Origin of the sequence: Marinobacter persicus (genome assembly GCF_900114155.1) — a bacterium.
GTDB classification, from domain to species: domain Bacteria; phylum Pseudomonadota; class Gammaproteobacteria; order Pseudomonadales; family Oleiphilaceae; genus Marinobacter; species Marinobacter persicus.
Window position 1 is genome coordinate 72,589 of record NZ_FOSC01000006.1, and the last position, 14,141, is coordinate 86,729.

14 protein-coding genes are annotated in these 14,141 nt (G+C 59.4%); 5 read left to right on the forward strand and 9 right to left on the reverse strand.

The window, feature by feature from the left end; genetic code table 11:
- Nucleotides 1–69: 69 nt before the first annotated feature.
- The 6 genes from xerD to ffh all read right to left on the reverse strand — a co-directional run bounded on the left by xerD (nt 70) and on the right by ffh (nt 4,553).
- Nucleotides 70–975 (reverse strand): site-specific tyrosine recombinase XerD, encoded by a 906-nt coding sequence (gene xerD, locus BMZ63_RS07830; protein ID WP_091704006.1) that lies wholly within the window; start codon nt 973–975, stop codon nt 70–72.
- A gap of 79 nt (nt 976–1,054) precedes the next feature.
- Nucleotides 1,055–1,411 (reverse strand): 50S ribosomal protein L19, encoded by a 357-nt coding sequence (rplS, locus tag BMZ63_RS07835; protein ID WP_091704009.1) that lies wholly within the window; start codon nt 1,409–1,411, stop codon nt 1,055–1,057.
- Nucleotides 1,412–1,437: 26 nt separating this feature from the next.
- A complete protein-coding gene (gene trmD, locus BMZ63_RS07840) occupies nt 1,438–2,196 on the reverse strand; it encodes a tRNA (guanosine(37)-N1)-methyltransferase TrmD (protein ID WP_091704012.1) in 759 nt (252 codons plus the stop codon).
- A gap of 3 nt (nt 2,197–2,199) precedes the next feature.
- Nucleotides 2,200–2,727 (reverse strand): ribosome maturation factor RimM, encoded by a 528-nt coding sequence (gene rimM / locus BMZ63_RS07845; protein WP_091704015.1) that lies wholly within the window; start codon nt 2,725–2,727, stop codon nt 2,200–2,202.
- Nucleotides 2,728–2,760: 33 nt separating this feature from the next.
- On the reverse strand, nt 2,761–3,000 hold the full coding sequence (rpsP, locus tag BMZ63_RS07850; protein WP_091704017.1) for a 30S ribosomal protein S16: 240 nt from the start codon (nt 2,998–3,000) through the stop codon (nt 2,761–2,763).
- Between the two features lie 167 nt (nt 3,001–3,167).
- A complete protein-coding gene (ffh, locus tag BMZ63_RS07855; protein WP_091704020.1) occupies nt 3,168–4,553 on the reverse strand; it encodes a signal recognition particle protein in 1,386 nt (461 codons plus the stop codon).
- 182 nt (nt 4,554–4,735) lie between these two features.
- Between ffh and BMZ63_RS07860 the strand changes: the two genes are divergently transcribed.
- From BMZ63_RS07860 to BMZ63_RS07870, 3 genes are all read left to right on the forward strand, one after another.
- Nucleotides 4,736–5,530 carry a cytochrome C assembly family protein gene (locus BMZ63_RS07860; protein WP_091704023.1) on the forward strand — a complete coding sequence of 265 codons (795 nt, stop codon included), beginning with the start codon at nt 4,736–4,738 and terminating at the stop codon, nt 5,528–5,530.
- A 22-nt stretch (nt 5,531–5,552) separates the two neighbouring features.
- On the forward strand, nt 5,553–6,839 hold the full coding sequence (locus BMZ63_RS07865) for an HlyC/CorC family transporter (RefSeq protein ID WP_091704026.1): 1,287 nt from the start codon (nt 5,553–5,555) through the stop codon (nt 6,837–6,839).
- A 76-nt stretch (nt 6,840–6,915) separates the two neighbouring features.
- Entirely contained in the window at nt 6,916–9,117 is a 2,202-nt protein-coding gene (locus BMZ63_RS07870; protein ID WP_091704028.1) for a DUF1631 domain-containing protein, read from the forward strand.
- A gap of 26 nt (nt 9,118–9,143) precedes the next feature.
- On the opposite strand, the gene grxD is transcribed toward BMZ63_RS07870, so the two are convergent.
- A complete protein-coding gene (gene grxD / locus BMZ63_RS07875) occupies nt 9,144–9,470 on the reverse strand; it encodes a Grx4 family monothiol glutaredoxin (protein ID WP_091704402.1) in 327 nt (108 codons plus the stop codon).
- Nucleotides 9,471–9,666: 196 nt separating this feature from the next.
- Between grxD and argF the strand changes: the two genes are divergently transcribed.
- Both argF and BMZ63_RS07885 read left to right on the forward strand, forming a co-directional pair.
- The gene (argF, locus tag BMZ63_RS07880) at nt 9,667–10,581 is read left to right on the forward strand and encodes an ornithine carbamoyltransferase (RefSeq protein ID WP_091704031.1); all 915 of its coding nucleotides are present in this window, start codon (nt 9,667–9,669) and stop codon (nt 10,579–10,581) included.
- Between the two features lie 3 nt (nt 10,582–10,584).
- On the forward strand, nt 10,585–11,655 hold the full coding sequence (locus tag BMZ63_RS07885; protein WP_091704034.1) for an ABC transporter ATP-binding protein: 1,071 nt from the start codon (nt 10,585–10,587) through the stop codon (nt 11,653–11,655).
- A gap of 12 nt (nt 11,656–11,667) precedes the next feature.
- Here the strand turns inward: BMZ63_RS07885 and BMZ63_RS07890 are convergent, their stop codons facing one another.
- Nucleotides 11,668–13,233 carry an ATP-binding protein gene (locus tag BMZ63_RS07890; RefSeq protein WP_091704036.1) on the reverse strand — a complete coding sequence of 522 codons (1,566 nt, stop codon included), beginning with the start codon at nt 13,231–13,233 and terminating at the stop codon, nt 11,668–11,670.
- 23 nt (nt 13,234–13,256) lie between these two features.
- Nucleotides 13,257–13,991: a response regulator gene (locus tag BMZ63_RS07895; protein ID WP_091704405.1), complete on the reverse strand. Its 735-nt coding sequence runs from the start codon at nt 13,989–13,991 to the stop codon at nt 13,257–13,259.
- Nucleotides 13,992–14,141 lie beyond the last annotated feature (150 nt).

Here is a 14,141-nt window from a genome sequence, read left to right on the forward strand (position 1 = left end):
TCTGCCAACAACGTTCACATGCGACACCCGGCAGCCGGTAAAGTTCACTTTGGCACCGGCATCGGGTGGTCAGCCGCGCGGATGATGCGCCTTGTGCAGTTCCTGCAGGCGTTGCCGTGCCACATGGGTATAAATCTGCGTGGTGGACAGGTCCGAGTGGCCAAGCAGCATCTGCACCACTCGCAAATCCGCGCCATGATTGAGCAGGTGCGTGGCAAAGGCGTGGCGCAGCGTGTGCGGGGAAAGGTGTTTGTGAATCCCCGCACGGCCGGCGTAGTGGCGAACACGGTACCAGAAGGCCTGGCGGGTCATTGCCGTGCCGCGATTACCGGGAAACAGAGCATCGCCCGGACGGCCGCGCAGGAGTTCCGCCCGGGCCTGTCTCATGTAATCGATTAGCCAGTCCATGGCCTCTTCCCCCAGCGGCACCAGCCGCTCCTTGCCGCCCTTGCCCTGGATACGCACCACGCCCTGGCGAAGATTGACCTGATCCACCGCCAATCCGGTCAGCTCCGACACCCGGAGTCCACAGCCGTAAAGAATCTCAAGCATCGCCTTGTCCCGCAACTCAAGTGGAACAGCCGGGTCGGGCTCTGCCAGCAAGGCTTCCACATCGGCTTCGGTCAACGTGTCTGGCAGCCGGCGGGGCAAATGGGGACTGTCGATGCGCAATGTAGGATCTTCGGTCAATACGCCTTCGCGCAGCAAAAACCGGTAGAACCGACGAATGCCGGACAGCCGGCGCGCGGCGGTGCTGGCTTTTATGCCCTCCGCCAGGGCGGCGGAGAGCCAGGCCAGAAGATCGGTCCGGCGAGCCGTCTTCAACGAGGGCTGGCCAGGCTGGCCGGACAGCCACCTCGCCAGGCCTGCCAGATCACTGGCGTAAGCCTGACGGGTTTGCTCACCCAGGCCGTCTTCGAGCCAGAGCGCCTCGCAGAATTGATCAATGAGGCTGGCGTTCTCGTCTTCGCTCACTCCATGCCCTCCAGACACAAACAAAAAAAGCAGCCCCGCGAGGCTGCTTTTTTCGAGACTGATTCCGGCCAGGCCGAACTCAGTTAAGCTTTTCCTTGATGCGAGCCGCCTTACCAGACAGGTCACGCAGGTAGTACAGCTTGGCCTGGCGAACGTCACCACGACGCTTCACGCTGACACTGTCGATCAGCTTGGAGTAGGTCTGGAAAGTACGCTCAACACCCACGCCGTAAGACACCTTACGAACAGTGAAGGAAGAGTTCATGCCACGGTTGCGCTTGCCGATGACAACGCCTTCGAACGCCTGCAGGCGCTCACGGTTGCCTTCAGTTACACGAACCTGAACAACCACGGTGTCACCCGGCGCGAACGCAGGGATTTCCTTGGTCATCTGTTCTGCTTCAATTTGACTGATGATGTTGTTCTTGCCGCTCATCGTAAATGCTCCTGATACCCAATCTTTCAATGCCCTGATGATTCAGTGGCACCCGGTTCGTTGATAATTTCTTCCAGTAACCGACGCTCTTCCCCGGTCAGCTCCCGCTGTTCGAGCAAGTCGGGGCGCCGCTCCCGGGTTCGCCTCAGCGATTCTTTCAATCGCCAGAGCCGGATCTGCTCGTGGTGCCCGCCCAGAAGAACTTCCGGCACCGCCTGACCTTCGTAAACCTCGGGCCGGGTGTAGTGCGGGCAATCCAGCAGCCCGTCAGCAAAAGAATCCTGTTCCGCTGACTGGGCGTGGCCCAGCGCTCCGGGGATAAGGCGTGTAACCGCGTCGATCACGGTCATCGCCGCCAGTTCGCCACCGGAAAGCACAAAATCCCCCAGCGACACTTCCCGGTCGACTTCTGCCGTTATCAGGCGCTCGTCGACACCTTCATAACGACCGGCAAGCAGAATCAGCGATTCTTCAGCAGCAAGAGACTCCACCACCGACTGATCAAGCTTTTCGCCCTGCGGCGACATATAGACCACACAGGCCTTGCCGGGTGCCGATGCCCGGGCCGCATGAATGGCATCCCGCAGAGGCTGGATTTTCATCAGCATGCCAGGGCCGCCACCGTAGGGCCGGTCATCAACCGTGCGATGACGGTCATGGGTAAAATCCCGCGGGTTCCACGCCTGGAAGGTCACCAGACCTTCACGCACGGCCCTGCCGGTTATCCCGTACTCCGTCACCGCTGAAAACATGTCCGGAAACAGACTGACTGCGCCAATCCACACCGATCAGAACTCCGGATCCCAGTCCACCACCATCTGTGAAGACTGCAGATCAACTCCGGTAACAACCTGATCCGGCAGATAGGGAATCAGCCGTTCGCGCTGGTCGATGGAATCGGCCGTGGCACGCACCACCAACACATCGTTTGCGCCTGTTTCCATCAGGTGATGCACTTTGCCAAGGCACTCACCCTCTACCGTGACCACACTCAGGCCTTCCAGCTGATGCCAGTAGAACTCGCCTTCCGGCAATTCCGGCAGCTCGCTGGTGGGAACCCGGATTTCAGCACCCCCGTAAGAGCGCGCCAGGTCCCGGTCATCTATACCCTTGAGCTTGACAACAATGCCCTGCCCCTGGCGACGACCGCCTTCCAGCTTGACCGGAATACGCTTGCCGTCGAGTACAAGCGTCCAGTCACGGTAGTTCAGTATTCCGTCTCTGGGGTCTGTATAGGAATAGATTTTCAACCATCCCTTGACCCCGAATACCGAAGTAACCTGGCCGATCACAGTTTCCTGCGAATGCTGTGTCATGCCTGCCACTCCGGTTTCAAACTACAGTTGCGATTACTCAGCCGACTTCAGCAGCTGGGCAACACGCTCACTGGTCTGGGCGCCTTTGCTCAGCCAGTAGTCAACGCGCTCGCGATTAACACGCAGAGCTTCTTCCTGACCACGGGCAACCGGGTTGAAGAAACCAACGCGCTCAATGAAACGACCATTACGGGCGTTGCGGCTGTCTGTCACTGTCAGATGGTAGAACGGGCGCTTCTTGGAGCCACCACGAGCCAAACGGATTGTTACCATTTCGACCAATATCCTGTTCTGTTGTGCGAACTTTGTACGTTTCCCGGCGCTTGATTTGGCGCTGACGGGAAGACCCATACTCGAAAGGGGCGCTATTCTATGTCAAAAACGCGCCAATGAAAACAGGGAAAACCCCTGCTCTCTGAATTTCCACATAAGGCTTTTTACTAACGGCCGAACGGCGGCCTTCCACCTCCGCCGCCGGGAGGCATCATACCACCCATGCCGCGCATCATATTGGCCATGCCACCTTTCTTGCCAAACTTCTTCATCATCTTGGCCATCTGCTTGTGCTGCTTGAGCAGACGATTGATGTCCTGAATCTGAGTACCAGAGCCAGCGGCAATGCGGCGCTTGCGGGAATTGTTGATGGTATCCGGGTAGCGGCGCTCTTTCGGCGTCATGGAGCAGATAATCGCCTCCATCTGGCCCACCGACTTGTCGTTAACCTGCGCCTGCGCAGCCTGGGCCATCTGCCCCATGCCGCCGGGCAGCTTGTCGAGCATGCCGCCAATACCGCCCATCTTCTTCATCTGCTGAAGCTGGTCGCGGAAGTCTTCCAGGTCAAAGCCCTTGCCCTTCTTGATCTTTTTGGTGAGCTTCTGTGCCTTTTTATGGTCCAGCTTGCGCTCGGCTTCCTCGATCAGGGAGAGCACATCGCCCATGCCCAGAATACGGGAAGCCACCCGGTCCGGATGGAACGGCTCCAACGCGTCACTTTTCTCGCCAATACCCAGAAACTTGATCGGTTTGCCGGTAATGTGGCGAACCGACAGTGCGGCACCGCCACGGGCGTCGCCATCGGTCTTGGTCAGCACCACACCGGTCAGCGGCAGGGCATCGTTAAAGGCCTTGGCGGTATTGGCGGCATCCTGACCGGTCATGGCATCAACCACGAACAGGGTTTCGACCGGATTCACCGCCTTATGCAGCCGGCCGATCTCACCCATCATGTCTTCATCTATATGCAGACGACCGGCGGTATCGAGGATAACCACATCCACGTGCTTGCGCCGGGCCGCCTCGATGGCGCCATTGGCGATATCAACCGGATCCTGCTCGGCGGTACTCGGGAAAAACTCCACACCGACGTCGCTGGCCAGGGTTTCCAGCTGGCGAATCGCCGCCGGGCGATACACGTCCGCACTGACCACCATGACCGATTTTTTCTCGCGCTCCTTCAGGAAACGCGACAACTTGGCCACGGTGGTGGTCTTACCGGCACCCTGCAAACCGGCCATCATGATGACCGCCGGCGGGCGGGTCGCCAGGTTAAGGGACTCGTTGCCCTCGCCCATCACCCGTTCCAGCTCCTGCTGGACGACCTTGATAAACACCTGGCCGGGCGTCAGGCTCCGCTGGACTTCCTGGCCAATGGCGCGCTTACGCACGCCGGCAATGAATTCCTTGACCACCGGCAGGGCGACATCTGCTTCAAGAAGCGCCATGCGCACTTCGCGCAAGGTGTCCTTGATATTGTCGTCAGTCAGCTTCGCCTGACCGGAGATCTTGCGCAAGCTACCGGATAGCCGGTCCTGGAGATTCTCAAACATGTTTCTCTTCCGTACCCCGGAGAAATGGTTTACACAAACCAGGCGGCGGGTGTTGGCCGCTTGATTCCTGTTGCATAATCGGGACATTATAACCAGACTACGGTGCCTCTGAAACGACCTGCCCGGTCAAATCTGTTCAGATCCGTACCAGCTTTCATTTTCAGCAACGTTAAAAGGCTCTCATGGGAACGCTGATTCTCGCGGTTACTGCACTCTTCCTGTACAGCGTGGGCACCGCCCTGCAGGCTCTGCATTTCCGGGGCCGTGTTGAATCCAACCTGGCGCTGACCACACTAATCGGCGTGCTGGCACTGGTACCACACGGTTTGCTGATCGCCCAGACCGTGCATCTGGATGGCGGATTTGACCTGAGTTTCTTCAAAAGTGCGGTACTGACCTCCTGGCTGATCGTTTTCCTGCTTCTGGGCCTGAATCTGACCAAACCGGTTGGCAGTCTTTTTCTGGCGGGCTATCCGATCGCCATTCTGGCCATTATTGCCGCCCTGGCAAACCACATTCCCTCCCGGGTGGTATCAGAACAGAGCTATGGCATGCTTTCCCACGTGGCCCTGTCGATTACCGCCTACAGCCTGTTTACCCTGGCTGCCATCCAGGCCGTTCTTCTGCAACTGCTCAATCGTCAGCTCAAGCATCATCACAACAGCATTCTGGTGCGTAATCTGCCCCCCCTGCAGACCATGGAGTCGGTGCTGTTTGAAATGGTATGGGCGGGCGTTGTTCTGCTGGTGCTGGCCATTGTCACCGGCGCCATCTTCATCGAAGACCTGTTCGCCCAGGATCTGGCGCACAAGACTCTCTTTTCCCTGCTGTCGCTGCTGGTGTTCGTTGCCTTGCTGGTCGGCCGTTACACCCGTGGCTGGCGCGGAGTTACCGCCAGCCACTGGACACTGGCCGGCTGCGCACTACTGATGATTGCCTTCTACGGCAGCAAATTCGTGCTGGAACTGGTCTTCTGACAACACCATAAGGACGCACCCCTTGAACGAAACATCGCTGACCGCGCTGTTCATTCTGCTCATCGGCCTGATCATTCTCTCCGGTTTCTTCTCCAGCTCCGAAACCGGCATGATGTCGCTGAACCGGTATCGCCTGAAACACATGGCAAAAACCGGCCATAAAGGCGCACGCCGGGCCCAGAATCTGCTAAACCGCACCGACCAGCTGATCGGCGTTATCCTGATCGGTAACAACTTCGTCAATATCTTTGCCTCATCCATCGCCACGGTAATCGCCATCCGTGTCTGGGGTGATGCCGGCATCGCCGTTGCCACCGTGTTACTGACCATCGTGATCCTGATTTTTGCCGAGGTGACGCCGAAAACACTCGCCGCGCTGTTTCCGGAAAAAATTGCGTTTCCTGCCAGCTACATACTCGGACCACTACTGAAGGCACTCTACCCGCTTGTCTGGACCGTAAACCTGTTTACCGGTGCCATCCTGAAACTGCTGGGAATCAGTTCTGCCCGGGCCACCGAGGACCACCTGAGCCGGGAGGAGCTGCGCACCGTGGTCAACGAAGCCGGCGCGCTTATTCCGGCCAAGCACAAAGACATGCTGGTCAGCATTCTGGACCTGGACAACGTGACCGTGAACGACATCATGGTGCCGCGCAACGATGTGATCGGCATTGACCTGGAGGACGACACGGACGCCATCCTGCGCCAGCTGAAAAACTCCCAGCATACCCGGCTGCCCGTGTTCAACGGCGACATCAACAACATCCAGGGCATTCTGCACCTGCGCAACATTGCGCGGCTGCTGAAAGAAGATGACATCAACAAAGACATGATCATGACCCTGAGCCAGGAACCCTACTTCATTCCCGAGGGTACGCCGCTGAACACCCAGCTGCTGAAATTCCAGAAAGGCAAACGGCGGTTTGGCGTGGTGGTGGATGAATACGGTGACGTACTGGGAGTGGCAACCCTGGAGGACATCCTGGAAGAAATCGTGGGTGAATTTACCACCGACTACGCCGCCACCTCGGCGGATATCATTCCCCAGGATGACGGCACCTATATTATTGATGGCAGCACCGGGGTGCGCACCATCAACAAGACTCTGGGCTGGAAACTGCCTACGGACGGCCCGAAAACCCTGAACGGGCTGATTACCGAAACCCTGGAAAACATTCCTGACACCAACGTGTGCCTGAAAGTCTCCGGCCACCGCGTCGAAGTCCTGCAGATTAAGGACAACGTGGTGAAGGCAGCCATTGTGCACCCGAAGAAAACGAAACGTGCGATCGGCACAAAAGTACGCTAGATTTGATCAATAAACCAACAGCACCAGCAACACAGGCTCGAACACGGATCGGGGTGAGGCACAAAAGGAGTCGGCCATGAGTGAATCGTCCGGCATACACACAGTCAGCGGCCAACGTGCCGGCGCAGCGCCTCGCCCGATACCCGCCGAGGCCGGCCGTATTCGTGACACCGTGAGCGCCGGCCTGGGCGATTTGCTGCAGGGCGCGCTGGACGCCATTGACGACTCACTGTTCGAGCTGGCAAACAACTCCCGCAGCAACAACGAGCAGAATCGCTATTTTGAAGCCATGCGCGAGATTCGCATCAAGCGCAAGGGAATCGAGCGACGCTTCCAGCACGCCATCAGCGACCTGTTCGCCCGCCCACCCCGGCCGGACGAACTCACCAAAAGCCGGAAGGCCGGCAAACCATCGGCCGACGACCTGACCCTGGTTGGCCACGAAGACCTGGAAGAACAGGTCGCCCTAAATGCCATGATCAGCAAGGCCGAGGCCCACTTCCAGGGAGCGCTGGTACAACTGCAGGCCCGATTTACCGAACTTTACCCGGACACCGACGAACAAACACCGGTCAACCCAATGGCGCCGGCGGCAATATGCCAGGCACTGGCCGAGGCAACCGGCGATCTGGACATAGACATCCGTGAACGCCTGGTGATGCTCAAGCAGTTCGACCGGTACGTGGTCGCCAACCTGGGCATGCTGCTGGACGAAGCCAACCGGGTACTGGTGCAGGCCGGCATCATTCCCGATTTCCGCTACCGGGGTCAGACCACGACACACCGGTCATTGCCCGGGCGCAGCGACGGTCAACGACCTGCCGCCGACACCCCCGTGAGCGATGCGGGCGAACCCGGCCAGCACCCGGACCAGGGCAGCGCCCTGTTCGAGCAGATTCGCCACTTGCTGGCACAAAGGCGCACCCCCACCGGGGCCGGACAGCCATCCGGTGGCACCGGCCAGGTGGTTACGACCCGCGAGCTGGAGCAACTGATCGGCCACCTGGCAGACCTTGAGTTCGGCTCTGACACACCTGACCTGAGCGTGGGTGAACCGGTGGCACTGGACCTGCGCGCCATTGTTGCAGGCCTGCTGGCCCGTCACCATAACCACGACGGCCAGCCCGCCACTCTGAGCGGATCGGACGAAGACCTGATCAACCTGGTGTCCATGCTGTTCGAGTTTATTCTCGATGACCGGAACCTGTCCGCACCGGTACAGGTACTGATCAGCCGCTTGCAGATTCCCATCCTCAAGGTCGTCATCAAGGACAAAAGCTTTTTCGCCAAACCCGGGCACCCGGCCCGCAAACTTCTGAACGCACTGGCCAGTGCCGGCATCGGCTGGAGCCACAGCGACGAGAAAGCGCGGGACAAGCTCTACAACCAGATTCACGCCACCGTCCAGCGCATCCTGGAGGACTTCGACGGCGACCTTGCCCTGTTCGACACCCTGAACCAGGAATTCGAACAGTTTCTTGAGCGGGAGGAGCGCAAGGCGGCGCTGGTGGAACAGCGCACCCGGGAATCCGAACGCGGGCGGATCAAATCACGCAAGGCCCAGGAAGAAGTGGACCGGCTGTTGAAGGAGAAAACCAGTACCGTGCAGTTACCCGAGGCGGTGCAGGATCTGCTGGTTCATGGCTGGAGCCGGGTCATGTTCCTGGCTTACCTGCGTAATGACACCGAACACCGCTGGCCTGAAACCGTGCAGGTGGTGGATGACCTGATCTGGTGCCTGAACCCCCACCGGGACGAACAGGAGCGGGACCACTGGGTGCGCCTGGTGCCACCACTGCTGAAAACCCTGCGCGCCGGCCTGCAGGGAGTGTCGTACCGCTCCGGACAACTCGACACCATCATGTCGTCACTGAAAAACCAGCTTGCCGAAGCCTTCCGCAACCCGGACCAGGCCCCGGTCATGGCGCGGCCAATACCATCATCCTCCACCCCAAAAGCCGACCAGGATAGTTCCGACGAGCACATTGACGCCGCGGTGGCCGAACACCTGGCACGGATTGATGAGCTACAGATCGGTAACTGGGTGGAATTCCGGCTGGTCAACGGAACGGGGTTCCGCTGCAAGCTGTCGGCCATCATTGAAGAAGCCAATTGTTGCGTATTCGTCAACCGGATGGGACTGAAGGTAATCGAGAAAACCCGGACGGCACTGGCCCACGAACTCAGGCAGGGGCGCCTGTCCTTGCTGGAAAGGGGGGCGCTGGTTGATCGGGCAATGGACGCCGTGGCCGGCAGCCTGAAAACCAGCACTGCCTGAAGCCACGGCCCGTAAAAAAGCGGTGATCAGGCCTCAGCCTGCTTCGCCGCCTCCTTTACCATCTTTTCCAGCTCGCCACTTTCGGACATTTCCAGAATGATGTCACAGCCACCCACCAGCTCACCGTTAATATACAACTGCGGATAGGTCGGCCAGCTTGAATAGACTTTCAGGGCTTCACGCAGTTCCTGGTTGTCCAGAATATTCACGAACGCAAAACGCTCGCCACAAGCCATCAGGGCCTGGACGGTCTTGGCGGAAAAACCGCACTGGGGAGCCTGGGGCGTACCCTTCATGTAGAGAATGATCGGGTTCTCTTCGAGCTGGCTCTTGATGCTTTCATTGATGTCCATGAACATACACCTCTGACTGAAAAACGGGCGCCGGAAACCGGCCTTGGCCGACCATTGTACACGCCCGCACAAGCTGCAACCAAACACCTGGCCCCACACGGCCGTCACGGCGTTGTCTTCACCATTGCGAAGGGCTAGACTTGATCCCCTTTCTTGTTTATCCAATCTATCCGGAGTTTCCTTCAGGGGGCCTTTCATGGCAGTACGACACTTTCTGACACTCAACGACATGACCACCAGCGAACTGGAAGACTTGCTGGACCATGCCAGCAAGCTGCGCCGGGACTGGCGCGCGGGCAATGTCAGAGACTCCCTGAAAAACAAGGTGCTGGCGATGATCTTCGAGAAATCATCCACCCGCACCCGGGTATCCTTCGAAGCCGGCATGACCCAACTGGGCGGTTCGGCCATGTTTCTCTCCCCGCGGGACACCCAGCTGGGCCGCGGCGAGCCCATCGAAGACTCCGCGATTGTGATTTCCAGCATGGTGGATGCGGTGATGATCCGCACTTTCGGCCATGAGACCGTCGAACGTTTCGCGGCCGCATCCAGCAAGCCCGTTATCAACGCCCTGACCGATGAATACCATCCGTGCCAGTTGCTGGCCGACATGCAGACCTACCGCGAGCACCGGGGCAGTATCAGAGGTGCCACCGTGGCCTGGGTGGGCGACGGCAACAACATGTGCAACTCCTACATCAACGCCGCCTCGCAATTCGATTTCCACCTGAACGTGGCCTGCCCCGAAGGCTATGAGCCGGACGCGGCCCTGCTTGAGCAGTTCAGCGACCGGGTTACCGTGATGCGCTCACCGGAAGAGGCCGCCCGGGGCGCCAACCTGCTGGTCACGGACGTCTGGGCCTCCATGGGCCAGGAAGATGAACAAAAAGCCCGGGAAAAGGCGTTCGCGGATTACCAGATCAACCCGGCGCTGATGGAAAAGGCCGACAGGGATGCCCTGTTCATGCACTGCCTGCCCGCACACCGGGGGGAGGAAATTTCCCTCGACATGATGGAGCATCCGGGTTCGGTGGTCTGGCACGAGGCTGAAAACCGGCTGCACGCCCAGAAAGCCCTGCTCGAGTTCCTTATTCTCAACCGCCTGGACTGATCCATGGATTACAACGCGCCCGCGTCTGACTGGCTACTGGAAGTTAACAATCTGTCTTGCGGTTACGGTGGCGATTCGGTGGTTCATGACGCCACCTTCGCCCTGAGCCACGGAGATATCGGCTGCCTGCTGGGGCCAAGCGGTTGCGGCAAAAGCACCATCCTCCGGGCACTGGCCGGTTTTTTGCCAATCAACCAGGGGGAAATCCAGCTTCAGGGCCGGGCCATCAGCCTGCCCGGCCGCTCCCAGGCGCCGGAAAAGCGAAAGATCGGCATGGTCTTTCAGGACTACGCCCTGTTCCCGCACATGACCATTGCCGACAATGTGGGCTTTGGCCTGAAGAACCTCAGCCGGTCCGAAAAACAGCAGAAAGTCTCGGAACTGCTGCATCTTGTGCATTTGCAGGATCTGGCCGACAGCTATCCCCACCAGTTGTCCGGTGGCCAGCAACAACGGGTGGCCCTGGCCCGGGCACTGGCACCGGAGCCGACACTGATCCTGCTGGACGAGCCCTTCTCCAACCTGGATACCGATCTCCGCCGGCGCCTGAGTCTGGATGTGCGCGAAATCCTGAAAACCCTGGGCATCAGCGCCATCCTGGTCACCCACGATCAGCAAGAGGCGTTTGCCATGTGTGACCAGGTGGCCGTGCTCAAGGACGGTGAAATCCAGCAGTGGGACGTGCCCTACAACCTTTACCACGAACCGGCCAACCGGTTTGTCGCCAGCTTTGTCGGCCAGGGCGGCTTTATTCCCGGCCAGGTGCTGGGGCCGGACACGATCGACTCGGAGCTGGGCATTATTCACGGCAACCGGGCCTACAAGTGGGAACCGGGCACACTGGTGGACATTCTTATCCGTCCGGACGATATCGTTTACGACGAGGATTCCAGCCTGCAGCCGAAAGTGGTGGAAAAGACCTTTGCCGGCACCTCAACCCTGTATCGTTTCCGCTGCTCGGAGGAGACCGAGTTTGAAGCGCTGTTCCGCAGTCACCTGGATTTTCATCTGGGCGAACAGGTACCGGTGCGGGTAGAGGCCGATCATCTGATCGCCTTTGAGCGCACCGCCTGAGGCAACGGCGCTTTAATCCCCGGCCTGGGGCACCCTGGGCCAGACCAGACTGAAGCGCGCCCCGCCCAGTTGCTCGCTGCGCCCGACAAACGCCTGCCCGCCGTGCCAGTATAGAATGCGCCGGACGATGGATAACCCCAGCCCATAGCCGCCGGAGGTACGGGTCCGGCTATCGTCCAGTCGGGCGAAGGCACTGAACACCTTTTCCCAGTGTTCTTCGGGGATACCCGTACCGTCATCCTCCACATCCACCCGACAGTTTTCCTCGTCAAACTGGCAGGTCACCCTTACCTGGCTGCGGGCGTGGCGCACCGCATTACCCACCAGATTCTGGATTGCCCGATGAATGTAACGGGGCTCGACATCCGCCATGGCCCAGGGCTCGGACGCCTCGTCCATGTGAAACGTGATGTCCACCGGCCCGTGCAGCGGGTTCTGCTCATCCACCACCTGCCGGGCAATATCCGCCACCGAGGCCTCGCGCAGGGTAAACACCGGCCCACCCTGTTCCAGACGGGCATAGGTGAGAATTTCGTCAATCAGCGCATCGAGCTCTTCAATGTCGCCATCAATACCCTGCAGCTGCTTGTGCAGGATTTCCGGGCTTTTTGCAGACTCAATCATCTGCACCCCGAAACGTATCCGTGCCACCGGTGTGCGCAACTCATGGGACACCGCGTGAATCATCTCCCTCTGAACACCCACCAGTCGCTGGATCTGTTCCGCCATGCTGTTAAATGAAGCGGCCAGGCGGGATACCACCGACCCCTCGGTTGCCTCGACACGGGCGCTCATTTCGCCCCGGGCCATGCGCACCGCCACCGACTCCACTTTACGCATCTGCCCGTCGACAAACCTGAGCCCAAGATACAACGACAGTGCCAGTACGCCGCCCAGCACCAGGCCCAATACCAGCAGAACCGGCCAGCCCCAGGCGTTGAAAGGTGGTGGCATGGACAGCTGCCAAAGCTCGCCGGAGGATAGCCGGAACAACAGAGCCTGCCGCCCGTCGGACTGCTGATAAGGCACCAGCGCCTCGCTGGCCAGACTGTCCAGCAGGGCCTGTTCCGGCAACTGATCCTGCGATTCCAGCGGCCTCAAGGCCAGGTTCAGGGACTGTTCGAGATGTTCCGCAAGATCTCCCCTCTGGCCAGCGCTTGCGTTATCCAGGTGCCAACGGGCAATCAGGGCACTGGCCCGTGCCAGCTCCCGATAGGGCTGTTGCAGCCGTAAGCGATTCAACTGGCCGTCACCGGCAAGCACATAAAATGAATGACCGGCGGCGCCTTTCTCCAACACCACCTGCCCGTAACTCAGGCGTTCGGCCTGCACCGGGGAAAGGTCAAAGCGACCGGGCGCTGCGGTCTGCAGGCCGAACATTGAAGGCATCCAGTGGTATTGACGAGCCGGAGCCGGCACCGCGGCCAGCCACTTCATCAGGGGGGCGGCCGTGCTCTCCTGCCAGATACGTTCGCGCACCGGATTCATGGTCGAGAACAGCACAAAACACAGGACAATCACTGCCGCAGCAACGGCAACCAGGCGAGCGTATATTTTGAGGAACAGCTTCAGAGACATGGCTCAGAGCCTCTGGCGCGCCATCAGGGTTCCTTGACGAACAGATAACCCTTGCTGCGAACCGTTTTAATACGGCGTGGATGGATGGGATCGTCACCGATCTTCGGGCGAATCCGTGAAACCCGGACATCGATGGAACGGTCCTGGCCGTCGTACTCAATGCCCCGCAATGCGGTAAAGATTTCTTCCCGGCTGAGCACCCGGCCTGCGTTGTTCGCCAGCAACCAGAGCAGATCAAACTCTGCGCTGGTCAGGTCCACGCTATCCCCGCCCAGCCAGGCTTCACGCATGGTGCGGTCCACCACCAGGTCATTGAATTGCAGGCGCACCGGCTCGTCGCTTTCCGGCTCTGGTGCACGGGCGGGCGCCACCGGCTGTGGCTCCACCCGGCGCAACAGCGCCCGTATACGGGCCAGCAACACCCTGGGCTGGACCGGTTTGCCCACGTAATCATCCGCGCCCATTTCCAGGCCCAGGACCTGGTCAAGGTCGTCGGTACGAGCGGTCAGCATGATGATCGGACCGGAGTAGAAGGGACGAACACGGCGACAGATAGACAGGCCGTCTTCACCGGGCAGCATCAGATCAAGCACCACCAGATCCGGCTGCTCCTGGCAAATCCGGTCAACCGCGGCGCTGCCGTTGGTTTCAACCGAGACCTCAAGGCCGTTACTTTCCAGGTATTCACGGGTCAGTTCCGCGAGCCGCTCGTCGTCTTCGACAATCAGAATTCGCCAGCCTTCGCCGGTCTGTTGCATGCCTTCCATATCAGCTTCTTATTATCCGGTTGCAGATGTTGCTGAAGGTACAAATAACCTTTGGTTACAGCAATTATACATACTATTCAGAAATATACATGGAACCCGCCCGGGGTTACACCCTGTGACACTCAGGCATTTTATGAGGCT